Origin of the sequence: uncultured Albimonas sp. (assembly GCF_963977235.1) — a bacterium.
Taxonomy (GTDB): Bacteria; Pseudomonadota; Alphaproteobacteria; order Rhodobacterales; family Rhodobacteraceae; genus Albimonas.
This window is the reverse complement of sequence record NZ_CAXBOD010000049.1, coordinates 1-23,376: the sequence shown is the minus strand read 5'-3', so window position 1 is coordinate 23,376 and position 23,376 is coordinate 1. Positions and strand designations below refer to the sequence as shown.

Genomic DNA, 23,376 nt, shown 5'->3' with positions numbered 1-23,376 from the left:
CGCCGCGCGGGCGCGGCCGGTTTCAGGCCTCTGCCGCGCGGGCGCGGCGGTAGGGGGCGAACCGCGGCTGGTCTACAGCCAGCTTGTCGATTGCGGTGCGCCACAGATGGTCCGCGAGTCCGGGAGTGGTCAGATCCATCTCCCCCTCGCGAACCTTGGCGGCCAGGTCGGCCGTAAGTTCGTCGAGACCGCCGTCGCGGCCCAGCAGCTCGGCCAGGCGCTCGCGCTCGGCCTCGCGTTCGGCGCCCGCCATGATCTGGCGGCGCACCATCTCGACCGCGTTGGCCGCGACGCGGGCGTCGAAGCTTTCGCGCGGCGGCAGGTTGGGGGCGGCCTCTTCCTTGAGGAACCGGGCGACGGCGCCCAGCAGGTCCTCGGCGGCGGGATACTCGCGCATCAGATCTCCCTCCCGGTCAGGTCGGCGAGCAGCAGAAGCTCGATCTCTGAGGCGCGGCGCGCGATCACGTGACGCTCGACGGACGGGTCGGCGCCGGCGCGGATCCAGCCGCCCATCCACTCGATGATCACGCCCCAGCGCAGGTTGCCCGCGACTTCCCACCAGCGGGCGGCGTGACGGTCGACCCAGCCGCCGCCGGCGGCCTCGTAGGCCTCCCACAGCTCCTCGCGCGGGCCCATGCCGCCCACCGGCTGTTCGCCCCCGAAGCGCCAGGAGCCCACGCACAGCCACGCGAGATCGGCGTGCGGGTCGCCGATGTGGCAGCCCTCCCAGTCGAGCACGGCGTTCACGCCGGTCTCGTCCATCATCAGGTTGCCCAGCCGGAAATCGCCGTGGCACAGGCGCAGCGGCGGCGTCTCAGGCAGGTTCTGGCCCAGCCAGCGCAGGGCCAGCTCGAACACCGGGCGGTCCTGGCCGAACTCGCGGTGGTCGTCGATCATCTTCTGCAGGACGCTCTGCGCGGTGCGGGTCTCGAGCGCGATGTCGCCGGGCTCGATGGCGTGGATCGCGGCGAGGATGCCGCCGCACTGGGCGGCGAACTTCTCGCGCGCGGTCTCGAGCGCGGGGGCCTTCAGGATCTTCGGACCGATGGTCTCGCCCTCGACCCGGGTCATCACGAAGCCCTCGCCCGCGCCTTCCTCTGGGGACAGCACGTGCAGGATGCGCGGCTCGGGGACGCCGCGGGCGGCGGCGAGGCGGATCATCGCCGCCTCGGTGGCCAGCGGCAGGTCCTCCTTGCCCGGGCGGGCCTGGTCGGGGCGCCGGCGCAGGATCAGGTCGCGGGGCTGGGGGCCGGTCAGGCGAAAGGCCCAGGTCTCCTGGCTGGCGCCGCCGGACAGGCGGACGAGGTCCGCGACGCCCGTCCCGCCCTCGGCGAAGCGGGGCGCGAGGCGCGAAAGCGCCTCGGCCAGCGCAACCTCCGGCGAGGTCTCGGCCGGGGCTGCGCCGGTCGCGCCGGTCGCGGCGCTCACCGCTGCCCCCGCGCGGAGGTCCGCGCGCGTCTGGTCGCCGAAACGGCCATGAATCTCCTCCCGAATGTCCGGGGCTGGACGCCCCTGTTCGTGGTTCTTTTCCCAGCTCGTCACGGAGTTGGGCGACGACTTAACTAACCAATTAATCAGGCGCCGTAAACCCGGTTCGCAGCGCCCGCGGCGCGGGCCGGGAGCCCTGCGGGGACCGCCGGACGGAGCGGTTCGCCGCATGTCTGCGGGGCTCTGCGAGCCGCCAGACCGATTGACCTTCGCAGCCCTCGGGCGGACGGTGTCCCGGGCCCGCGCCGGACCGGGCAGAGCAGAGGGGACGAGCGGACATGACGGAGCTTTGGCAGGCCTGCGCGACCACGATCGCGGCGCGGGTGCGCTCGCGCGACACCTCGGCGCGCGAGGAATGCGAGGCCGCGATCGCGCGGATGCAGGCGGTGAACCCGGAGCTGAACGCGGTGGTGGACGAGACCGCCGAGGCGGCGCTGGCCGAGGCCGACGCGCTCGACGCCGCGATCGCGCGCGGGGAGCCTGTGGGGCCGCTCGCGGGCGTGCCCGCGACGGTGAAGATCAACATCGACTACGCCGGGCGGGCGACCACCAACGGGTTGAGAACGCAGGCGGATCTGACGGCGCCGCAGGACAGCCCGGTGGTGAGCAACCTGCGCCGGGCGGGCGCGGTGGTGATCGGGCGGACCAACACGCCGGCCTTCTCGCTGCGCTGGTTCTGCCGCAACTCGCTGCACGGGCAAACGCTGAACCCCCATGACGCCTCGATCACGCCGGGGGGGTCGTCGGGGGGCGCGGGCTCGGCGGTGGCCGCGGGGATCGGGGCGCTGGCGCATGGCACCGACATCGCCGGCTCGATCCGATATCCGGCCTATGTCAACAACGTGCACGGGCTGCGCCCGACCACGGGACGGGTGGCGGCGGCCAATCTCTCGGGCGCCGACCGGACCATGGGGGCGCAGCTGACCGCGGTCTCGGGCCCGCTGGCGCGCTCGATCGCCGACCTGCGGGTGGCGCTGGCGGCGATGGCGGGGCCCGACCTGCGCGACCCCTGGCACATGCCGGTTCCGCTCGACGGGCCGCCGGTCCCGCGTCGGGCCGCGCTCGCCGTGGCGCCCGACGGGATGGAGGTCGCGCCCGAGGTGCAGGCCGCCGTGGTCTCGGCCGCCGCCGCCCTGGCCGAGGCGGGCGTCGAGGTCGAGGAGGTCCCCCTGCCCCCGCTGCGCGAGGCCGCGCGGCTGAACATCGAGCTGTGGATGGCCGATTTCGGCGTTGCCGGCGGGCCGAAACTGGCCGCCGAGGGCGATCCCGACTCGATCTTCGTCGCCCAGCAGATGATGCGGATCGCGGGTCCGAACGCCGACGCCATGGCCGCCCTGCAGCGCCGCCTGGGCCTGCTGCGCGAGTGGCAGCTGTTCCTGGCCGAATGGCCGATCGTGCTGCTGCCGGTCTCGGGCGAGGCGCCCTTCGCCAACAACTCCGACGTCGCGAGCGAGGCGGATTTCGACCGGATCTACGCCGCCCAGATGCTCCAGGTCGGGCTGCCGGCGCTGGGGCTGCCGGCGCTGAGCGTGGCGACGGGGACGCCGGGCAAGCCGATGGGGGTGCAGTTGCTGGGGCCGCGGTTCCGCGAGGACCTGCTGCTCGACGCCGGCGCGATCATCGAGGCGGCGCACCCGCCGATCCGGCCCGTGGATCCGTTCGCGAACGGGTGAGTCAACGCCCGCCGGGCGCCCTGGGCGCCCGGCGGTTAAATCATTTCGACTGATTTATTCTGTGCCGGAACGGGGCGATTCTCCAGCCAGGCCGCGCATTTGTCGACCGGCCGGCAGGGAAGCGACGTCGCGTCGCCCCGCGCGCCCCCGCCTCCCGGCTTGCGTCGCGGCGCGCGAACGTTCAACCATGCGGTTAATATGGACCCGGGACGGCTCAGAGAGGCCATGAACGACTCGCCGGGCCGGGAGGAGATCGCCATGCCAACCGCCTCGCGCGATGCGCGCGCCCAGATCATCAATCCGTTCGCAGGACGTGACGTCAACTGGCTGCTGGACTACCGCGCGGAGTCCCGCGGCGACCACCCGTTCCTGGTGTGGGAGCCGTTCGACGCCCCGCGCCGCGTCTGGACCTACGCCGAGTTCCGCCGCGACGTGCTGCGGCTGGCCGCCGGGCTGCATGCGCGCGGGGTGAAGGCCGGCGAGGCGGTGATCGTCCACCTCGACAACTCGCCGGAGATGGAGCTCGCCTGGTTCGCCTGCCAGCGCATCGGGGCGATCGTGGTGACGACCAACACCCGCTCCTCGGCCGACGAGCTGGAGTATTTCGCCGACAACTCGAACGCGGTCGCCGCGATCACCCAGCCCGAGCTGGCCGAGCGGGTCGCGGGCGCCTGCCGCCATCTGCGCTGGGTGGCGGTGACCGAGACCCTGGTCGGCGGCGCCCCGGCCGAGGGGGCGCTGAAGCCGCAGGGCGAGGCCGCGTTCTCGGGGCTGATGGGCGATCCGGCGACGCTGCCGGGGCTGGCGCCCGATCCGTGGCGGCTGGGGTCCGTGCAGTACACCTCGGGGACGACCTCGCGGCCCAAGGGCGTGCTGTGGACCCATGGCAACGCGCTGTGGGGCGGGCGCTGCTGCTCGTTCAACGAGGGGCTGAGCGCGGACGACGTGCAGCTGGTGATGATGCCGACGTTCCACACCAATGCGCGCAGCTACTCGATCCTGTCGAGCATGTGGGCCGGGGGCACGGTGGTGCTGATGCCGAAGTTCTCGGCCTCGCGCTTCTGGGACGTGGTCACGCGCAACGGGGTCACCTGGTGCTCGATGATCCCGTTCTTCCTCAAGGCTTTGCAGCAGCGGGAGATCCCGGCGCACTCGATCCGCATGTTCGGGATGGCGGCGAACGAGACGCCGTTCGATCAGCTGTTCGGGGTCCGCTCGATCGGCTGGTGGGGGATGACCGAGACGATCTCCCACGGGATCGTGGGCGACTGGAGGCAGGCCAACAAGCCGATGACGACCGGACGGCCGGGGCCGGGCTACGACATCCGGATCCTGGACGACCAGGGGCGGATGGTGAGCCCGGGCGAGACCGGGCATCTGCAGTGCCGCGGCTGGCAGGGGATCCAGATGTTCCTGGAGTACCTTGGCAATCGCGAGGCGACCGAGAGCAGCTTTGTCGAGGACGGCTGGTTCGTCACCGGCGACCGGGTGACCTTGGGCGAGGACGGCTGGATCACCTTCGCCGACCGCGACAAGGACATGCTGAAGGTGGGGGGCGAGAATGTCGCGGCCTCCGAGATCGAGCGGGTGATCGCGCTGGTGCCGGGCATCTACGAGGGCGCGATCGTGGCGATGAAGCACCCGATGCTCGACGAGGCGCCGGTGGCCTTCGTGATCCCCGCGCCCGGGCTGGACGCGCAGGCGCGCGCGGCCCTGCCCGATGCGGTGATCGCCGAATGCCGGTCGAAACTGGCGGACTTCAAGGTTCCCCACGCGGTGCATATCGTGGACGAGATGCCCCGCTCGACCCTCGAGAAGGTCCACAAGGCCAAGCTGCGCGAGCGGCTGGCCGAGATGGCCCGGGAGACCGAGGCGGCCGGCTGAGCGCCCGGCCGCCCGCGCAATGCAACGCCTCCCCGCCGTGCCCGAGAGAAGGCGCGCGGGGGCAAGGGAGGACCCCTCATGAACATCGCATCCAGCCCGATGGAGGCCGCGCAGGCGCGCAGCTTCGAGGACGGCGCCTTTTTCGACGTGCTGATCGTCGGGGCCGGGATCTCGGGCATCGACGCCGCCTATCACCTGCAGCAGGACCACCCCGAGCGCAGCTTTGCGATGATCGAGCGGCAGGACCGGTTCGGCGGCACCTGGCGGACGCATCGCTATCCGGGGATCCGCTCGGACAGCGACCTGCACACGTTCGGGTTCTCGTGGAAGCCGTGGAAGAAGAAGGCGATCGCCGAGGCGCAGCTGATCCTCGACTATCTCGACGAGGCGATGGCCGAGCAGGACCTGCACCGGCGGGTGCGCTACGGGCATGAGGTGATCTCGGCCGACTGGTCCTCGAAGGAGGCGCGCTGGACGCTGCGGCTGCGTCGGCTGGCCGACGGGGAGGAGCTGCGCGTCGCCTGCAACTTCCTGTGGATGTGCCAGGGCTATTACGAGCATCGCGAGGGCTATACGCCCGAGTGGCCCGGCATGGACGACTTCAGGGGCGAGATCCTGCACCCCCAGACCTGGCCCGAGGATCAGGACCTGGAGGGGAAGCAGGTCGTGGTGGTCGGCTCGGGCGCGACGGCCGCCACGCTGATCCCCGCGATCGCGGGGAAATGCGCCAAGGCCACGATGCTGCAGCGCTCGCCGACCTGGTTCGCGCCGCGGCCGACCCATGACGAGTTCCAGGTGACGCTGGCGAGCCTGGGCCTGCCCGACGACCAGTATCACGACATCATGCGCCGCAAGGTCCTGAAGATGCAGGAGGATATCATCCGCCGCAGCTTCGAGGAGCCCGAGGCGCTGGGCGACGAGCTGCTGGGGGCCGCGCGCGCCTATCTCGGCGCCGACTATCCGCTGGAGCGGGACTTCCGCCCCTCCTACCGCCCCTGGCGCCAGCGGTTGGCGCTGATCCCGGACGGGGACCTGTTCCAGGCGATCCGCCGGGGCGAGGCCGAGGTGGTCACCGCGGGGATCGAGCGGTTCGAGGCGGGCGGCCTGCGGCTCGACAACGGCGCGCTGCTGGAGGCCGACGTGATCGTCACCGCCACCGGCTTCAACCTGCTGCCGCTGGGGGGCGTGCGCTTTGCCGTCGACGGCAAGGGCGTGCACCTGCCCGAGCAGTGGCTGCACCACGGGATCATGATCACCGGGCTGCCGAACCTCGCCTGGACGTTCGGCTACCTGCGCACCTCGTGGACGATGCGCGCGGACCTGGTGGCGGCGTTCGTCTCGCGGCTGCTGGGGCACATGGATGCGAAGGGCGCGCGGGCGGTCACCCCGACCCTGCGCGAGGAGGACCGGCAGATGGAGCCGCGTCCCTGGATCGACCCCGAGAATTTCAACGCCGGCTACATCATGCGCGGTCATGCGCTGATGCCCCGGCAGGGCGATCGGGGCCCCTGGGTGAACACCCAGGACTACTACACAGAGCGGGAGTCCCTGCCCGCCGCCGACCTGGAGGATGGAACGCTTGTCTATCGCTGAGTATCCGCTGCCGAACGCCTCGACCGACCTGACGGGCAAGGTGGCGCTTGTCACCGGCGCCTCCTCGGGGCTGGGGCTGCGCTTTGCCAAGGTTCTGGCCTCGCAGGGGGCGAAGGTGGCGCTGGCCGCGCGCCGCGCCGACCGGCTGGAGGCGCTGGCCGAGGAGATCCGGGGCGCCGGCGGTCAGGCCGCGGCCTTCGCGCTCGACGTCACCGACGCCGACCGGATCGAGGCGGTGGTCGGCGAGGTCGAGGCGGCGCTGGGCCCCGTCGACATCCTGGTCAACAACGCCGGCATCCCCGACGCGATGCGCGCCCACAAGATGCCGCTCGAGCTGGTGGACCGGCTGCTCGCGATCAACGTGCGCGCGCCGTGGCTGCTGTCCTGCGCCGTCGCGCGGCGCCTGATCGCGCTGGAGCGGCCCGGCGGGCGGATCGTCAACATCTCCTCGGCCGCCGCCTTCAAGTATCGCGGCGAGGGGGCGGCGCTCTATGCCGTCTCCAAGACCGCGGTGGCCCGGATGACCGAGGCGCTGGCGACCGAGTGGGCGCGCTACGGGATCAACGTCAACGCCATCGCGCCGGGGGCCTTCGCCTCGGAGATGATGGACGGGATGCTGGAGCGGATGGGCGACATCACCCAGGGGTATCCCCGCAAGCGGCTGGGCGATCCCGCGCAGCTCGATTCCACGCTGCTGTTCCTGTGCGCGCCGGCCTCGGACTTCGTGACCGGGACGGTGGTGCGGGTGGACGACGTGCAGGCCGGGCGCTGAGGGAGAGACCGATGGACTACACCGCGATCACCGTCGAGAAACGCGGCGCCTGCGACTGGCTGACCCTGAACCGGCCCGAGGCGCTGAACACCATCAACGTGGCGATGGTGCAGGAGCTCGACCACTACTTCGGCGCCCTGCGCAACGACCCCGACACCCGCGTGGTGGTGATGCGCGGGGCGGGGCGGGCCTTCTGCGCCGGGCTCGACATCAAGGAGCGCGACCGGCGCGGCAACGAGGGGGTGCCGTTCGGCGGCGGCTGGGACTTCCAGGGGTTCCTCGCCGAGGTCTACATCAAGATGCGCCGCTGCCCGCAGCCGATCGTGTCGCTGATCCAGGGGCCGGCCTGCGGGGGCGGCTTCGCCTTCGCGCTCGCCTCCGACATCCGCATCGCGGGCGAGAGCGCCAGGATGAACTGCGCCTTCATCAAGATCGGCCTGTCGAGCTGCGACATGGGGGTCAGCTACTTCCTGCCCCGGCTGGTCGGGGGCTCGGTCGCGGCCGAGCTGATGCTGACGGGACGGTTCATCCACGCGCCCCGGGCGCTGGCCACGGGGCTCGTTTCGGAGGTGGTTCCGGACGCTGAACTGGAGGCCGCGGCCCAGCCCTATGTGGACGAGATGCTCTACGCCTCGCCCACAGGCCTGCGGCTGACCAAGGAGGGGCTGACGATGGCGGTGGACGCGGCGAGCCTCGAGGCGGCGATGGCCATCGAGAACCGCAACCAGACGCTGTGCGCGCGCTCGGAGGATTTCGCCGAGGGGCGTCGGGCGTTTCTGGAGAAAAGACCGCCGAGCTGGGCTGCGGGGTGAAAAAGGGCTTGCGCTCCCGGGTTCGGGGGTGCATAAAACCATGGCTATCGCTTGAAGCTTGACTATCGTCTGTCTCCCAAGGCTGCCGGTTATCTTGTTCTGACCGACTTGCCAGGGCGCGGCCTACTGCGCGCGCCGACCAAACCAGGAGATATGACATGGCCAACGGCACCGTGAAATGGTTCAATTCCACCAAGGGCTTCGGTTTCATCCAGCCGGATGACGGCGGGCGCGACATCTTCCTGCACATCTCTGCGGTCGAGCGTGCGGGCCTCGCGGCCCCCGCCGACGGGCAGAAGGTGCGCTACGAGGAGCAGTCCGGCCGCGACGGCCGCAGCTCCGCCGAGAACCTCAGCTACATCTGATCCCCGGGCCTTCGGGCCCAGGCGGAGAGATCAGGGAACCCCCGCAGCGAAAGCTGCGGGGGTTTTCGGTTGTGTCAGGGGGCGGTGGATCGAGCGCCGAAATCCAGGTTGCTCCGCCACCGCTGGCATCGGGATGCGTGACATCGGGTCGGGCGGTCACTGGCGCTGCGAGGGGCGCGGCGACCCAATTCAGCGCGCTCTGCCCAAGGCTGGTCGATCCCGGGCTGGAAACCACATCGACGGCCTGCTCGCTTGCAATGGGTGAGCGCTGCGATCATTTTGCGCGCACCCGCAAAGATTGATCGCCGATATGCCCAGACCTGCCGTCGAAAAAACCGTGGCCGGCGGCTCGATCCGCCGCGAAGCCGATGACGGTCGCGTCGTCTCCGTGCGCACCGAGAAGGGCGTCGAGACGGCCGCGCCGCGAAGCGAGGAGGCGGTGCGCGCCGCCTCGGTCCGACGGCAGGAGGCGCTGAGGCGGCTGGCGGATCGCTAGCCACGGCAGAGTGACGCTTGCCGAGGCGATCGCCGCCCGTGACGAGGCGCTGACCTGGGGCGGGCGCGATGGCGTGACCCACCTGCTCGCCCTCGAATCTGCCCCCGCTCGAGCTTGCTCCGGCTATCATCGTCCGAGCTGGCGCAAGGCTGCGGCCTGGCTGGAAAGCATGATGGGAAAGCACGGCTTCGCGAATGGAAACAAGCGCATGGCGTGGCTGCCGGTCGAGGTCCCGATCGCTCGCAGCGGCGATCTCCTTGAGGTCGACGACGGGCCGGCGGACGACCGTGGGGCGGCTGTCGCCTCGGGCGAGCCGGCGTTCGACGGGCTGGCGGCCGGGTTCCGGCTGCGGCTGCGGCGGGGCTGAGCGATGACGCGGGCCCTCCTCCTCGCCGCCCCCGCCTCCGGTTCGGGCAAGACCCTGCTGACGCTGGGGCTGCTGCGGGCCTTCCGGGACCGGGGGGTCGCGGTCGTGGGGGCGAAGTCGGGGCCGGACTATATCGATCCGCGATTCCATCAGGCGGCCTGCGGGCGGGAGTCGGGGAACCTCGACGCCTGGGCGATGACGCCGCAGGCGCTGAGGGCGCGGGCGGCGGAGGCCGCGCAGGGCGCCGAGCTGATGATCGTCGAGGGCGCCATGGGGGCGCTCGACGGGGCGCCGCCGGAGGGGGAGGGCTCGGCCGCCGACCTCGCCGCGGCGCTCGGGGCGCCGGTGGTCATGGTCGTGGACGCGGCGCGGATGGCGGGCTCGGCCGCGCTCGCCCCCGCGGGGCTGCGGGCGCTGAGGCCGGATCTCGAGGTGGCGGGCGTGGCGCTGAACCGGGTGGGCTCGCCCCGCCACGCGCGGGCGGCGGCGCGGGCGCTGGAGGCGGCGGGGTTCGCGTGCCTCGGCGCCCTGCCCCGGATCGCGGCGCTGGCCCTGCCCTCGCGCCACCTCGGGCTGGTGCAGGCGCAGGAGCATCCCGAGCTGGAGGCCTTCGTGGCGCAGGCGGCCCGCGCGGCGGAGGCGCATCTCGACCTCGACGCGATCCTGGCGGCGGCGCGGCCGTTGAGGGCGGAGGGGGGCGCGGCGGGCCGGCTGGCGCCTCCGGGGCAGAGGGTGGCGGTGGCGCGGGACGCGGCCTTCGCCTTCGCCTACCCCCACCTGATGGCGGACTGGCGCGCGCAGGGGGCCGAACTGAGCGCGTTCTCGCCGCTCGCCGACGAGGCGCCCGACCCGGAGGCGGACGCGGTGTTCCTGCCCGGCGGCTATCCCGAGCTGCATGCCGGGCGGCTGGCGGGCGCGGCGCGGTTCCTCGACGGGGTGCGGGCGGCCGCCGCGCGGGGGGCCGCGGTCTATGGCGAATGCGGGGGGTTCATGGCGCTGGGAGAGGCGCTGGTGGATGCCGAGGGGCGCGCGCATGCCATGGCGGGGCTGCTGCCGGTGACGACCTCGTTCGCCGCGCGCAAGATGACGCTGGGATATCGGCGGCTGGCGCCTCGGGAGGGGGCGCTGTGGTCGGGGCCGCTGCGGGGGCACGAGTTCCACTATGCGACCATCCTCGAGGAGGGCGCGGCCGAACGGCTGTTCGAGGCCGCCGACGCCGCCGGCGAGGCGCTGGCCCCGATGGGGCTGCGGCGCGGGCGGGTGATGGGGAGCTACGCGCATCTGATCGCGCCGGAGTGAGCGGGGGCCCGCCCGCGCCCCGGGGCGTCGCGGGCGGGGCGCGGAGCGTCGGCGGCGCGCTTGCCGCAGCCCGGCCGCGCTGCTACCACCCCGCTCAGACGACGCCGCGAGGCTGACCGGAAGGCTCCGACCCGCTGACCCATCCCGGGGGCGAGGGGGGCCGTCGTCGGGACGGGGAGGCGCCGCGGGCGCCGTTCCCTCCGGTCTTGCGCGCGTCGAGCCCAGGCAGGCGGGAAGGACGCGCGATGACCCAGATCCCCACCCAGGACGCTCCCGATCTCAGGGGCCTCGCAGGGGCCGCGGAGACGACCGCGGGCGGCGCCGCCGAGAAGATCGGCGTGATGCTCTGCGGGCATGGCTCGCGCAGCCAGGCCGCGGTGGACGAGTTCGCGACGCTGGCCGAGAAGCTGCCCGCGCTGCTGCCCCCGGAGTGGGAGGTCGAGCACGGGTATCTCGAGTTCGCCAACCCCGTGCTGCGCGACGGGCTGGACCGGCTGCGCGCGAAGGGCTGCACGCGGATCCTGGCCGCGCCCGGCATGCTGTTCGCCGCGATGCACGCCAAGAACGACATTCCCACGGTGCTCAACACCTATGCGCGCGACCACGGGATCCGGGTGGATTACGGGCGCGAGCTGGGGGTGGACCCCAAGATGATCCGCGCCGCCGCCGAGCGGATCGAGGCGGCCTGCGCGCAGGCCGACGCCGAGGACGGCCCGGTGGCGCGGCATGACACGCTGCTGGTGGTGATCGGGCGGGGGGCCTCGGACCCCGACGCGAACGGCAACGTCTCGAAGGTGGCGCGGCTGTTGTGGGAGGGGATGGGCTTTGGCTGGTGCGAGGTCGGCTATTCGGGCGTGACCTTCCCGCTGGTCGAGCCGGCGCTGGAGCATGCGGCGAAGCTGGGATACCGGCGGGTGGTGGTGTTCCCGTATTTCCTGTTCACCGGCGTGCTGATCGACCGGATCTACGGCTTCGCGGACATGGTCGCCAAGGCGCATCCCGAGATTCGCTTCGTGAAGGCGGGCTACCTGGACGCCCATCCCCAGGTGCTGGCGACCTTCGCCGAGCGGGTGACCGAGATCCTCGACGGCCCGCCCGCGATGAACTGCGGGATGTGCAAGTATCGCGCGCAGGTGCTGGGCTTCGAGGCCGAGGTCGGCGCCCCCCAGGAGAGCCACCACCACCATGTCGAGGGCCAGGGGGCGCAGGCGCCCGGCTCGAACGTGGCCGACTGCAGGCTGTGCGACGACTTCTGCACGGGGGCGTGCCGGCTGGACATGGATCACGGGCATGGGCACGGGCACGGGCACGACCATGGGCATTCGCATGACCACGGGCACGATCACGCCCACGGGCATGACCATGGGCATGGGCATGGGCATGGGCATGGGCATGACCACAGCCACGATCACGGGCACGACCATGGGCACGGGCATTCCCACGGCCACGGGCACGACCATCATCACCCCCCCTATCCCCACGCCGACCATCCCCTGGGGCCCGAGAGCGTGCGCAAGCACCTGAAGGACCGGTCTTGAGCGCAGCCGCCCCGCTGTTCGACGTCCATGTCGCGGTCGACTGGTCGGCCGCGGGGAGACCCGTGCGGGGCAAGGACTCGATCTGGATCGGGCGGGTCGAGGGCGAAGGGCCGGCGGTCCTCGCCAACCCCTCGACGCGGGCCGAGGCGATGGAGGCGCTGGCCGCGATGCTGGCGGCCGATCTCGCGGCCGGGCGGCGGGCGCTGGTCGGGTTCGACTTCGCCTTCGGCTATCCCGCGGGCGCGGCCGAGGCGCTGTTCGGGGCGCCTGGCTGGCGGGCCGCCTGGGCGGCGCTGGCCGAGGGGCTGAGCGAGGGGCCGGAGAACGCCAACGACCGGTTCGAGCTCGCCGACCGGCTGGTCGCGCGCGGGGCGCCGTTCTGGGGGCATCCGCAGGGCCGCGGCTATGACCACCTGCGCCCCGCCAGGCCTGCCCCCGGCGCGCTGGCGGAGTTTCGGGAGGCGGAGCGGTTTGCGAAGGGCCTGGGGCGGCGGGCGCCGTTCTCGCCCTGGCAGCTCTCGGGCGCGGGGGCGGTGGGCGGGCAGAGCCTGACCGGGATCGCGGCGCTGGAGCGGCTGCGGGCGGATCCGCGGATTGCGGGGCGGGTCCAGGTGTGGCCGTTCGAGACGGGGCTGGCGGCGCCGGTCGCGCCGCTTGCGGTCGCCGAGATCTGGCCCTCGCTGATGCCGCCGCATCCCGACGAGCCGGTGCGCGATGCGGGCCAGGTGCGCGCCGTGGCCGAGTGTTTCGCGCGGCTCGACCGCGAGGGGCGCCTCGCAGCGCTGTTCGCAGGGCCGGAGGCGCTGTCGGCCGGGGCGCGCGAGGCGGTGGTGCGCGAGGAGGGCTGGATCCTGGGTCTCGGGGCCGAGGCCGCGTTCGCGCCCCCGGCCGGGGGAGCCGGCGCGACGGCTGTTGCGCCCGTTGGATCGCGGGCGCCCGCGCCGGCGGCGCAGGCGGCGCGCCCGGAGCGGGGGTCGCCGGCCTCCGGCGTTGCGCAGGGCGGTTGGGAGCGCGATCCCGCGAAGATCTACGCCACCAGTTTTGCGACCGCGCGGGCGGAGTGCGATCTGTCGGGGTTCTCTCCGGCGATGCAGGAGCTGGCGTTGCGGGTGGTGCATTCGTGCGGGATGCCCGAGATCGCGCGGGGGCTGGCGTTCTCGGAGGGCGCGGTCGAGGCCGGGATCGCGGCGCTCGACGCGCGCGCGCCGGTGATCTGCGACGTGGGCATGGTGGCCCAGGGGGTGATCCGGCGGGGGCGTTGCGCAGGGGTCGAGGTGATCTCGGCGCTGGACCATCCGGGCTGCGCGGCGCTGGCCAGGGCGCAGGCGACGACGCGCTCGGCGGCCGCGATGGACCTCGCGGCGGAGCGGCTGGGGGGCGCGGTGGTGGCGATCGGGAATGCGCCGACCGCCCTGTTCCGGTTGCTGGAGCTGATCGATGCGGGCGCGCCGCGGCCGGCCCTGATCCTGGGGTTTCCGGTGGGGTTCGTGGGGGCGGCCGAGTCGAAGGACGCGCTGGCGGCCGATCCGCGGGGCGTGCCCTTCGTGGCGCTGCGGGGCCGGGTGGGCGGCTCGGCGATGGCGGCGGCGGCGGTGAACGCGCTGTCGCTGGGACTGAGGGGCGACGGGCTGGCGGGGAGCGACCCCGCGAAGACCGCCGCAGGGCTGGGAGAGAGCGCATGAGCGAGCTTTGGCTGCAGATCGTGGGGCTCGGCGCCGACGGGCTGGCGGGGCTGCGGCCCTCGGCGCGGGCGGCGGTGGAGAGCGCCGAGGTGATCTTCGGCGCCGAGCGGCATCACAGGCTGACGGCGGAGCTGGACGTCGAGCGGGTGGCCTGGCCCTCGCCCTTCGATCACCTGCTCAACCGGCTGGAGGCGCATCGCGGGCGGCGGGTCGTGGTGCTGGTCTCGGGCGATCCGATGTGGCGCTCGGCCGGATCGCGGATCGCGGCGGCGTTTCCCGAGGCGGTCGCGCATCCGCATGTCTCGGCTTACCAGCTGGCGGCGGCGCGGATGCTGTGGCCGCTGAACGGCTGCGAGACGCTGACCCTGCATGGCCGCGGGCCCGAGCGTTCGGCCGCCGCGCTGCGGCCCTTCGTGCAGCCGGGCGCGCGGCTGCTGGCGCTGGCTGCCGATGGCGACAGCGCGCAGGAGGTGGGCGCGGCGCTGGCGGGGTGGGGCTTCGGGTCCAGCCCGATGCGGGCGCTGTGGGATCTCGATGCCGACAGCGAAGGCTGGCAGGAGGCGCCGGCCGCGGCCTGGGGCTCGGGGCGGATCCCGCGGCCGGGCGACCTGTGCACGCTGGCGATCGAGTGCCGGGCCGAGGCCGGGGCGCCGCTGGCCCCCGCGGTCCCGGGGCTGGCCGATGAGCTGTTCGAGCATGACGGGGTGATGACCAAGCGCGAGGTGCGCGCGGCGACGCTGGCCCGCCTGGCGCCGTTGCCGGGGCAGATGCTGTGGGACGTGGGCTGCGGCTGCGGCTCGGTCGCGATCGAGTGGATGCGCGCGGCCCGCGGGGCGAAGGCCGTGGGGCTGGAGCCGCGGGCGGATCGCCGGGCGATGGCGAGCGCGAATGCGCAGGTTCTGGGCGCGCCGGGGCTGGCGCTGAAGGACGGCCGCGCGCCGGAGGGGCTGGCCGGGCTGCCGGCGCCGGACGCGGTGTTCCTTGGCGGGGGGCTGTCGGAGGCCGCGGCCGAGGCGGCGTGGTGGGCGTTGTCTCCGGGCGGGCGGCTGGTGGCGAACGCGGTGACGCTGGAGTCCGAGGCGCTGCTGGTGCGGCTCGCGGCCCGTTTCGGGGGGGAGCTGAGCCGGATCCGGATCGAGCGCGCCTCGCCCGTCGGCGAGGGCGGGCCGCTGGCCTGGCGCCCGGCGATGTCGGTGACCCAGTGGGGCGCGCGCAAGTGAGCGGCGTGCTGCATGGGGTGGGCGTGGGGCCGGGCGATCCCGAGCTGATGACGTTGCGCGCGCACCGGCTGATCGCGGGGGCGCGGGTGGTGGCCTATCCCGCGCCCGACCATGGCGAGAGTTTTGCAAGGTCGATCGCCGCGGGGGCGATCGCGGAGGGGGCCGAGGAGATCCCCATCGTGATCCCGATGCGCGCCGAGCGGTTTCCCGCGCAGGCCGTCTATGACGCGGCCGCGGCGGCGCTGGCGGAGCGGCTGCGGGCGGGCCTCGACGTGGTGGTGCTGTGCGAGGGGGATCCGTTCTTCTACGGCAGCTTCATGTATCTGTTCGGGCGGTTGTCGAGGGAGTTCGCCTGCGAGATCACGCCGGGGGTCAGTTCGCTGGCGGCCTCGGCGGCGGCGGCGGCCCGGCCGCTGTGCGCGAGGAACGAGGTGCTGAGCGTGCTGCCCGGCACCCTGCCCGAGGACGAGCTGGCCGCGCGGCTGGCCGCCGGCGGGGCGTTCGCGATCCTCAAGGTCGGCAAGCGGCTGGGGCGGTTGCGGGCCGCGATCGAGGCGGCGGGGCTGGGCGAGGGAGCGATGTATGTCGGGCACGCCTCGCTGGGGCGGCAGGTGGTGGCGCCGCTGGCCGAGGCGCCCGAGGCGGCGCCCTATTTCTCGATGATCCTGGTGCCGGGGAGGGATCCGCATGTCGGCTGACCTCGGCGCGGGCCGGCGGGCCGGGTCCCGCCCGGGCGAGGCTCCCGCCCACCCACCCCGCCCCGCCCGGGCGGGACCCTTCGCGCGGGCGGGGAGGGGGCGCGCCCCTCGGGCCTCGGGCCGACGCGGCGCCGCAACGGGCGGCGAGGGCTGCGCGGCCGCCGCCGGCGCCCCGGGCCTGACCCGGGGCCTCGCGCGGGCGGGGGCGGGGCGGGCCGCTCGACACAGCGCGCGGGCGGTCGGCGCCGCCTGCGGACCGGCGGGGACGCGCCCTGCCCTGACGACGATTGCAAGGACCTGACCGCATGACCGAGACCGCCCTGACCTCCGCGTCCTCCGCGCCTCTCGCGCCCGCCTTCGTGGCGCTGACCGACGCGGGCGAGGCGCTGGCCCGGCGCGCGCTCGTCGCCGTGGCGCCGGGCGCGGATCCGGGGGCCTGCGTGGTGCGCTGCGGGCCTGGCGCCGCGCCGGCGGCCGAGACGCTGCGGGCGCTGTTCGCGGCGGGCCGGCCGGTGGTCGGCGTGATGGCCGCGGGGATCCTGGTGCGGGCGCTGGCGCCGATGCTGGGCGACAAGCGGGCCGAGCCCGCGGTGGTGGCGCTGGCCGAGGACGGCTCGGCCGCCGTGCCGCTGCTGGGCGGGCACCACGGCGCCAACGATCTGGCGCGCGCGCTGGGCGCGGCGCTGGGGGGCGTGGCGGCCGTCACCACGGCGGGAGACGTCAGCCTCGGGGTGGCGCTGGACGCGCCGCCCCAGGGCTGGCGGCTGGAGAACCCGGCCGAGGCCAAGGCCGCGATGGCCGGCTTGCTGGCGGGGCGGGCCGCCCGCCTGTCGGGCGAGGCGGCGTGGCTGGCGCCGCTGGGGGCCCGGGTGAGCGTCGAACCCGCGGCGGAGGATGCGCCCGTGGTGCTCTCGGTCGAGGGCTGCGAGCCGCTGGTCTGGCGGCGCGCGCGTCTGGTGCTGGGGGTGGGCTGCGCGCGTTTCTGCCCCCCCGACGAGATGATCGGGCTGGTGCGCAAGACGCTGGCGGACCATGGGTTTGCGGCGGCCGAGGTGGCCGAGGTCCGCTCGATCGACCTCAAGGCCGACGAGGCGGCGATCCGGGCGCTGGCCGAGGACCTGGGCGTCCCGGCCCGCTTCCATGGCGCCGCCGAGCTGGAGGCGCTGACGCCGCGGCTGGCCAATCCCTCGGACGTGGTGTTCGCGGAGGTGGGGTGTCACGGGGTGGCCGAGGCCTCGGCGCTGGCGGGCGCGGGCGAGGCGGCGGCGCTGACGATCCCCAAGGCGAAAAGCGCCAACGCCACGGTGGCCGGGGCGCTGCAGGCGGGCGCGCCGGCAGAGGGGCGGGTTGGGGGGCGCATCCGCGGCCGGCTCTCGGTCGTCGGGATCGGGCCGGGGGCGGCGGACTGGCGCACGCCCGAGGCCTCGCGCCTGGTGGCCCAGGCCGAGGAGGTGGTGGGCTACAACCTCTACATCGACCTGCTGGGGCCGCTGGCCGCTGGCAAGCCGCGGGCGGATTTCGCGCTGGGCGAGGAGGAGGCCCGCTGTCGCCATGCGCTGGAGCGCGCGGGCGAGGGGCGCGATGTGGCGCTGGTCTGCTCGGGCGACGCGGGGATCTATGCGATGGGCGCGCTGGTGATGGAGCTGCTGGACCGGCCCGCGGACCGGGGCGGCGTCTCGGACGCGGCGCGGCGGGTCGAGGTGGTGATGGCGCCGGGGATCTCGGCGCTACAGGCCGCGTCCGCGCGGGCGGGGGCGCTGATCGGGCATGATTTTTGCGCGGTGTCGCTCTCGGATCTGCTGACGCCGCGCGAGGATGTGCTCAAGCGGCTGCGGGCGGCGGCGGCGGGGGATTTCGTCACGGCGCTCTACAACCCCGTCTCGCGGCGCAGGCGGGACCTGCTGGATGCCTGTCGCGAGATCATGCTGGAGCATCGGCACGCGGAAACGCCGGTGCTGCTGGCCCACAGCCTGGGGCGGCCGGAGGAGCGGCTGGAGCTGCGGACGCTCGCCACCCTGCGGACCGAGGAGGTGGACATGCTGACGGTGGTGCTGATCGGGGCCTCGCGCTCGCGCGCCTTCCGGACAGGGGATGCGGGGGCCGGGGCGCAGGGCTGGCGGATCTATACGCCGCGCGGCTACGCCAAGCGGATCGACGCGCCCGAGGCGGCGCGCACGGAGGAGGTCTCGTGACCGTCTATTTCATCGGGGCCGGGCCCGGAGACCCGGAGCTGATCACCCTGAAGGGCGCGCGCCTGATCGCGAGCTGCCCGGTGTGCCTCTATGCAGGCTCCCTCGTGCCGCCGCAGGTGGTGGCGGGGGCGCCCGAGGGGGCGCGGGTGATCGACACCGCGCCGATGACGCTCGACGAGATCCTGGTCGAGATCGAGGCGGCCCATGCCAGCGGGCTGGATGTGGCGCGGGTGCACTCGGGGGACCCCTCGCTTTACGGAGCGATCGCCGAGCAGATCCGGCGGCTCGATGCCAAGGGGATCGACTGGCAGGTGATCCCCGGCGTGCCGGCGTTTGCGGCCGCCGCGGCGGCGATGGGCAAGGAGCTGACCCTGCCCGAGATCGCCCAGACGGTGATCGTGACCCGCACCGCCGGCAAGGCGAGCGGGATGCCGGAGGGGGAGGACCTGGACACGCTGGGCCGCTCGAAGGCGACGCTGGCGCTGCATCTCTCGATCCGCAACCTGCGCGAGATCGAGCGGCGGCTGATCCCGCACTATGGCGAGGACTGTCCGGTGGCGGTCGCCTATCGGGTGGGCTGGCCGGACCAGCAGTTCCTGTATGGCACGCTGGGCGATATCCGCGAGAAGGTGCGCAAGGCCAAGCTGACGCGCACGGCGCTGATCTTCGTGGGGCGGGTGATGGGCAACGAGACGTTCCGCGACAGCGCGCTGTATGACGGGGCCCATCCGCATGTGTTGCGGCCCAAGCGGAAGGTCGCGGGCTGAGAGGAGCGGTCTGCAGGCGCCCTGCGGGCGGGCTTGGCTGCGGGGCGCGCGTGGGGAGGGGGCGCCTGGGGGTTTGAGGGCGGGAGCCTCCGGCGGGCTCCTGACTCACCCAAGAACAGGCGCTTTGCGAGGGGTTCGGCGTCGCGCGTTGGCGCGGGGCGGGGGCGGTGGTAGGTCTGCCGGCAAGCAAGCGCAGTTCCGGAGGACGCCCCAGATGAAGAACCCCGCCGACGCCTGGTCCCTGTTCAAGCCCGGCGACCGGGTCGCCCTGCACGGCGCGGGCGGCGAGCCGCGCGGCGCGCTGGGCGCGCTGGAGGAGGACCCCGAGCGGGGGCGGGGGCTGCAGTTCGTCGGCATCTGGCTGCCGGGGATCAACGACATCGATCCCTCGGCGGTGGCGCCGGAGTCGAGCGCCGAGGTGATCTTCATCAACCCCGCGCTGCGCGAGGGCTGGGAAGCCGGCCGGGTGAAGCTGCAGCCGATCAACTACTGGCACTCGGAGAAGTGGATCTCGGGCGCCGCGCGGCTCGACGGGGCGGTGATGCAGGTCTCGCCGCCGGTCGACGGGCAGGTGACCGCGGGGATCGCCTGCGACTTCGACCAGGCGCTGCTGCGGGGGGCGAAGACCGTGGTGGCCGAGGTGAACCCCAACATGCCAGCGCCGCCGAACGCGCCGCGGATCCCGGTCGAGCGGTTCGCGATGATGACCGAGGCGCAGACCGAGCTGCCGGGCTATTCGGCCGGCGCCCTGCCCGAGGATCTCAAGGCGGTGGCCGCTCAGATCGCGGGGCTGATCGAGCCCGGCGACACCGTGCAAGTGGGCGTGGGCAAGGCGGCCTCGGCGCTGATGGAGGCGCTGGTCGACCATCGGGGCCTGAGCTACCACGCCGGGCTTATCATCGAGGAGTTCGCGCCGCTGCTGGAGGCGGGGGTGTTCAGCGGGAACATCACCACGGGGACGATCATCGGGTCGCGCGATCTCTACGACCGGGTGGCGGAGGATCCGCGGATCCGGTTCAGGGGGGTGGAGTTCACCCACCATCCGGGCGTGATCGGGGCGATCCCGCGGTTCGTCTCGGTGAACTCGGCGCTGTCGGTGGACCTGTTCGGGCAGGCCACGCAGGAGTGGCTGGGCGGCCGGCAGATCTCGGGCCAGGGGGGCGCGGGGGATTTCGCCAGGGCGGCGCGGGCGTCCGAGGGCGGCAAGGGCGTGCTGGCGCTGCCGGCCACCGCGCGGCGCGGGACGCAGAGCCGGATCCGGCTGCGGCTCGAGCCCGACGGGCTGGTCACCCTGCCCCGGGTGGACGCGGACATCGTGGTGACCGAGTTCGGCGTCGCCGACCTGCGCTGGAAGGATGTCGACGCCCGCGCCGCGGCCCTGATCGAGGTCGCCGCGCCGCCGTTCCGCGATGCGCTGGCCAACGACTGGGACGCGATGCGCCGCACGATGTGAGGCGCGGACGGGGCGGGGCCCTGGCCCGGCGCGGCGTCCGGACCGCCGCGACGTCCGCCTGCCGCGCCGGGGCGCCGGCTGGATCCGTCGGGGTCTTCTTTGGAGAGCTCCGGCCCCGGCGGCGAGGGCCTCTGCGCGAGGCCCCAGGTCCGGCGCCGGACGGGCGCCCGGGGGCGCGACCGCCCGGCGGCGTCGCGGTTGCCGCGCTCGCCGCCCGGGCGCATCCTTGCGGGACCGATCGGGGAGGACGAGATGGGCAAGCGGATCGCAGGGAGTGCAGCCTGGCGGGGCGCAGTCGGGCGCGCAGTCGGGCGCGCAATCAGGGGCTCAGTCAGGGGCTCAGTCGGGGGCGCGGCGCTGGTCGCGGGGCTTGCGGTCGGGCTGACGGGCGGGCTGGCCGGGGCGCCGCAGGCGCGGGCGGCGGGCTCGGTCGCGCAGGCGGTGGAGCGCGCGAAGGCCGACTGCGAGGCGCTTGGCGGGCGCTTCTCGGCGGCAGAGGGGGCGGTGGGCGAGATCGACCTCGGCCCCGGGGTCGAGACCGGCGACCGGGGCGAGACGCTCGACTACTCCAGGCTGCGCTGCGAGGGGGCGGCCTCGGTCCATTGCGGGTCGGGCGGGTGCCCGCTGCGGGTGCAGGTGGGGCCGCAGGCCTGGGAATGGCAGGTCGAAGGCTGGTCGATGGTCGAGCTTGCGGGGTTCAAGGTGCTGATGCTGGTGCGCGACGGCGGCTGGTGCGGCGGGGCCGGGGCGCAGATCTGTTTCGAGACGCTGAAATGGGACGGGCAGCGGTTCCTGACCGTGGGCCCGGCGCCCGACCCGGCGGAGTGAGGCCGGGGGACCCGGGCCGCGACGCTGACGCCGCCGGCCCGGGAGCGCGGCCTTGGCCCCGGCGCGAGGCGACGTCTGCGCCCCGCGGCGCGAGGCGACGTTTGCACCCGGCGGCGCGAGGCGACGTTTGCACCCGGCGGCGCGAGGCGACGTTTCCGCCCTGCGGCGCGCGGTGGAGTTCGCGCCCGCCGGAGCATGGGGGCGGCGAGCGCTTCGGGCGCGCGCAGGGGGCCGCTCCTGAGGCGCTCGAGAGAGACCCGCGCCCCCGGCGCGCGGAGGGAGCGCCGCGACGGAGGTCCCGTTCGTCGCCGGCGTTCGGCTCGCGGCGCGGTCCGAGGTTGCGCCCGGGAGGCGCTCGCCCCGGGCGCAGGTCCCCGAAACGCGCCGCGGGCGCGCCGTGAGCAACGCGCGCGACCGTCGTCGCGGCGCTTCCGACGCCGGCCGCGGAGCGGGCCGGGTCAGGTTCCGCAGAACGTCGCCGTCACCGCCTCGTCGGGCGTGGCGGGCAGCGCGAGGTCGGCGGCCTCGGGGTGGTCGGCGAACGGATCCGCGAGCACCGCCATCAGCCGGTCGAGGGGCGCGAGGTCGAGACCGTTGATCGCCGCGGCCAGCGCCTTCTCGACCTGGTGGTTGCGCGGGATGAAGGCCGGGGAGGCGGCGCGCTGGGCGGCCTGGCGCTCGGCCTGGGGGCGGGGCTCGGCCGCGAGGCGCGCCCGCCAGCGCGGCGCCCAGGCGTCGAAGGCCGTCGGGTCGATCCACAGGGCGCGGGCGGGCTCGTCGGTGTCGGGGCCGCCCTGCGAGGGCAGCGCCGAGAGGGCGCGGAAGCCCAGCGTGAAGTCGACCTGGTTGGACGCCATGCCGGTCAGCAGGTCGTCGATCAGGGCCGCGTCCTCCTCGCGCGGGGTCTCGAGCCCCAGCTTGGCGCGGAACAGGGCCAGGCGCTCGGCCGCGTAGATCTCGGGGACGGCGTCGATGGCGGCCTGGGCGGCGGGCAGCGCGTCCTTGGGATCCTCGGCCATCAGCGGCAGCAGGCACTGGGCGAGCTGGGCGAGGTTCCACTGCGCGATGCCGGGCTGGTTCACATAGGCGTAGCGGCCGAACCGGTCGATCGATGAATAGACCGTGTCGGGGTGGTAGGCCTCCATGAAGGCGCAGGGGCCGTAATCGATGGTCTCGCCCGAGAGGCTCATGTTGTCGGTGTTCATCACGCCGTGGATGAAGCCGAGGCTCATCCACCGCGCGATCAGGCCCGCCTGCTGGCCGCAGACCGACTGCAGGAGGGCGAGGGCGGGGATCTCGGCCTGCGCCGCCTGGGGGTGGTTGCGCGCGATCACATGGTCGGCGAGGCGCTGCAGCGCGTCGTGGTCCTGGCGGGCGTAGAAGTACTGGAAGGTGCCGACGCGTACATGGCCGTGGGCGACGCGGACCAGGATCGCGCCGGGCGCGGGCGCCTCGCGCATCACCGCCTCGCCGGTGCCCACCACCGCCAGCGAGCGGGTGGTGGGCACGCCCAGCGCGTGCATCGCCTCGGCGAGGATGTATTCGCGCAGCACCGGTCCGAGCGCGGCCTTGCCGTCGCCCGCGCGCGAGAACGGCGTGGGCCCGGAGCCCTTCAGGTGCAGGTCGCGCCGCGCGCCGAGGGGGTCGCGGACCTCGCCCAGCAGCAGCGCGCGGCCGTCGCCGAGCTGGGGGGACCAGCCGCCGAACTGGTGGCCGGCGTAGGCCATGGCCAGCGGCTCGGCCCCCGGCGGCAGGTCCTGGCCCGACAGCAGGCCGAGACCGGCCTCGGAGCGGAGCCAGTCGGCGGAGAGGCCAAGCTCGGCGGCGAGCGGGGCGTTGAGGCGCAGCAGGCGCGGCTCGGGGAAGGTCGCGGCGGACTGGCGGTGGTAGAACCGCTCGGGCAGGCGCGCGTAGGCGTTGTCGAACCGCGGGGGGCTGGGCGCCGGGGGCGCGGCGGCGAGGGGGGCGTCGGCGGGCGAGGTCATGGACCCTCCTTTCGGCGGTTGCGCGCTGCGAGGGCGCGGCGCGCGGGGGGTCGCGCGACTAGGGCGCGGCGCGCGGGGGGTCGCGCGACCAGGGCGCGGCACGCTGGGGGTCGCGCGACCAGGGCGCGGCACGCTGGGCTGGCCGGTCTGGACAAGAGGTCGGGGCGCGGGGGGGATATGTCAACGTGGAGGGAGAGGTTGGGGGCGGGGGAGCCTCCGGCGGGCTCCTGACTCACCCAAGAACAAGCCCGCGCCTGTTCTCCG

Annotated in this window: 20 protein-coding genes; 17 read left to right on the top strand and 3 right to left on the bottom strand. The window is 74.1% G+C overall.

Annotated elements, in window-relative coordinates; translation table 11 throughout:
- Positions 1-22: 22 nt before the first annotated feature.
- On the bottom strand, positions 23-397 hold the full coding sequence (locus AAC134_RS18220; RefSeq protein WP_339950553.1) for a DUF6285 domain-containing protein: 375 nt from the start codon (positions 395-397) through the stop codon (positions 23-25).
- On the bottom strand, positions 397-1,428 hold the full coding sequence (locus AAC134_RS18215; protein WP_339950552.1) for a phosphotransferase family protein: 1,032 nt from the start codon (positions 1,426-1,428) through the stop codon (positions 397-399). The genes AAC134_RS18220 and AAC134_RS18215 overlap by 1 nt, the downstream gene beginning before the upstream one ends.
- Before the next feature lie 338 nt (positions 1,429-1,766).
- Here AAC134_RS18215 and AAC134_RS18210 point away from each other — a divergent pair, with 338 nt between their 5' ends.
- From AAC134_RS18210 to AAC134_RS18130, 17 genes are all read left to right on the top strand, one after another.
- Entirely contained in the window at positions 1,767-3,161 is a 1,395-nt protein-coding gene (locus tag AAC134_RS18210) for an amidase (RefSeq protein ID WP_339950551.1), read from the top strand.
- A 225-nt stretch (positions 3,162-3,386) separates the two neighbouring features.
- Positions 3,387-5,045, top strand: a complete 1,659-nt coding sequence (locus tag AAC134_RS18205; protein WP_339950550.1) for an AMP-binding protein — start codon at positions 3,387-3,389, stop codon at positions 5,043-5,045.
- A 78-nt stretch (positions 5,046-5,123) separates the two neighbouring features.
- Positions 5,124-6,638, top strand: coding sequence for an NAD(P)/FAD-dependent oxidoreductase (locus tag AAC134_RS18200; protein WP_339950549.1), 1,515 nt, complete (start codon positions 5,124-5,126; stop codon positions 6,636-6,638).
- Entirely contained in the window at positions 6,625-7,410 is a 786-nt protein-coding gene (locus tag AAC134_RS18195) for an SDR family NAD(P)-dependent oxidoreductase (protein ID WP_339950548.1), read from the top strand. Before AAC134_RS18200 ends, AAC134_RS18195 begins: the two co-directional genes overlap by 14 nt.
- An 11-nt stretch (positions 7,411-7,421) precedes the next feature.
- Complete coding sequence (locus tag AAC134_RS18190; protein WP_339950547.1) at positions 7,422-8,222, top strand: enoyl-CoA hydratase/isomerase family protein; 801 nt, start codon at positions 7,422-7,424, stop codon at positions 8,220-8,222.
- A gap of 158 nt (positions 8,223-8,380) precedes the next feature.
- Positions 8,381-8,587: a cold-shock protein gene (locus tag AAC134_RS18185; RefSeq protein ID WP_339950546.1), complete on the top strand. Its 207-nt coding sequence runs from the start codon at positions 8,381-8,383 to the stop codon at positions 8,585-8,587.
- 310 nt (positions 8,588-8,897) lie between these two features.
- Positions 8,898-9,083, top strand: coding sequence for a hypothetical protein (locus AAC134_RS18180; protein ID WP_339950545.1), 186 nt, complete (start codon positions 8,898-8,900; stop codon positions 9,081-9,083).
- A gap of 10 nt (positions 9,084-9,093) precedes the next feature.
- The gene (locus AAC134_RS18175; protein ID WP_339950544.1) at positions 9,094-9,450 is read left to right on the top strand and encodes a hypothetical protein; all 357 of its coding nucleotides are present in this window, start codon (positions 9,094-9,096) and stop codon (positions 9,448-9,450) included.
- 3 nt (positions 9,451-9,453) lie between these two features.
- Positions 9,454-10,749 (top strand): cobyrinate a,c-diamide synthase, encoded by a 1,296-nt coding sequence (locus AAC134_RS18170; RefSeq protein ID WP_339950543.1) that lies wholly within the window; start codon positions 9,454-9,456, stop codon positions 10,747-10,749.
- Positions 10,750-11,090: 341 nt separating this feature from the next.
- The gene (locus tag AAC134_RS18165; protein ID WP_339950567.1) at positions 11,091-12,287 is read left to right on the top strand and encodes a sirohydrochlorin chelatase; all 1,197 of its coding nucleotides are present in this window, start codon (positions 11,091-11,093) and stop codon (positions 12,285-12,287) included.
- Positions 12,284-13,969, top strand: coding sequence for a precorrin-8X methylmutase (locus AAC134_RS18160; protein WP_339950542.1), 1,686 nt, complete (start codon positions 12,284-12,286; stop codon positions 13,967-13,969). Before AAC134_RS18165 ends, AAC134_RS18160 begins: the two co-directional genes overlap by 4 nt.
- Positions 13,966-15,189 (top strand): precorrin-6y C5,15-methyltransferase (decarboxylating) subunit CbiE, encoded by a 1,224-nt coding sequence (cbiE, locus tag AAC134_RS18155; protein WP_339950541.1) that lies wholly within the window; start codon positions 13,966-13,968, stop codon positions 15,187-15,189. Before AAC134_RS18160 ends, cbiE begins: the two co-directional genes overlap by 4 nt.
- Positions 15,186-15,887 carry a precorrin-2 C(20)-methyltransferase gene (gene cobI, locus AAC134_RS18150; protein WP_339950540.1) on the top strand — a complete coding sequence of 234 codons (702 nt, stop codon included), beginning with the start codon at positions 15,186-15,188 and terminating at the stop codon, positions 15,885-15,887. Before cbiE ends, cobI begins: the two co-directional genes overlap by 4 nt.
- Positions 15,888-16,192: 305 nt before the next feature.
- Complete coding sequence (gene cobJ / locus AAC134_RS18145) at positions 16,193-18,079, top strand: precorrin-3B C(17)-methyltransferase (protein ID WP_339950539.1); 1,887 nt, start codon at positions 16,193-16,195, stop codon at positions 18,077-18,079.
- Entirely contained in the window at positions 18,076-18,846 is a 771-nt protein-coding gene (gene cobM / locus AAC134_RS18140) for a precorrin-4 C(11)-methyltransferase (RefSeq protein ID WP_339950538.1), read from the top strand. Before cobJ ends, cobM begins: the two co-directional genes overlap by 4 nt.
- Before the next feature lie 214 nt (positions 18,847-19,060).
- Entirely contained in the window at positions 19,061-20,299 is a 1,239-nt protein-coding gene (locus AAC134_RS18135; RefSeq protein ID WP_339950537.1) for an acetyl-CoA hydrolase/transferase C-terminal domain-containing protein, read from the top strand.
- 441 nt (positions 20,300-20,740) lie between these two features.
- A complete protein-coding gene (locus AAC134_RS18130) occupies positions 20,741-21,127 on the top strand; it encodes a hypothetical protein (protein ID WP_339950536.1) in 387 nt (128 codons plus the stop codon).
- Between the two features lie 458 nt (positions 21,128-21,585).
- On the opposite strand, the gene AAC134_RS18125 is transcribed toward AAC134_RS18130, so the two are convergent.
- Complete coding sequence (locus AAC134_RS18125; RefSeq protein ID WP_339950535.1) at positions 21,586-23,112, bottom strand: YdiU family protein; 1,527 nt, start codon at positions 23,110-23,112, stop codon at positions 21,586-21,588.
- Between the last annotated feature and the right edge of the window lie 264 nt (positions 23,113-23,376).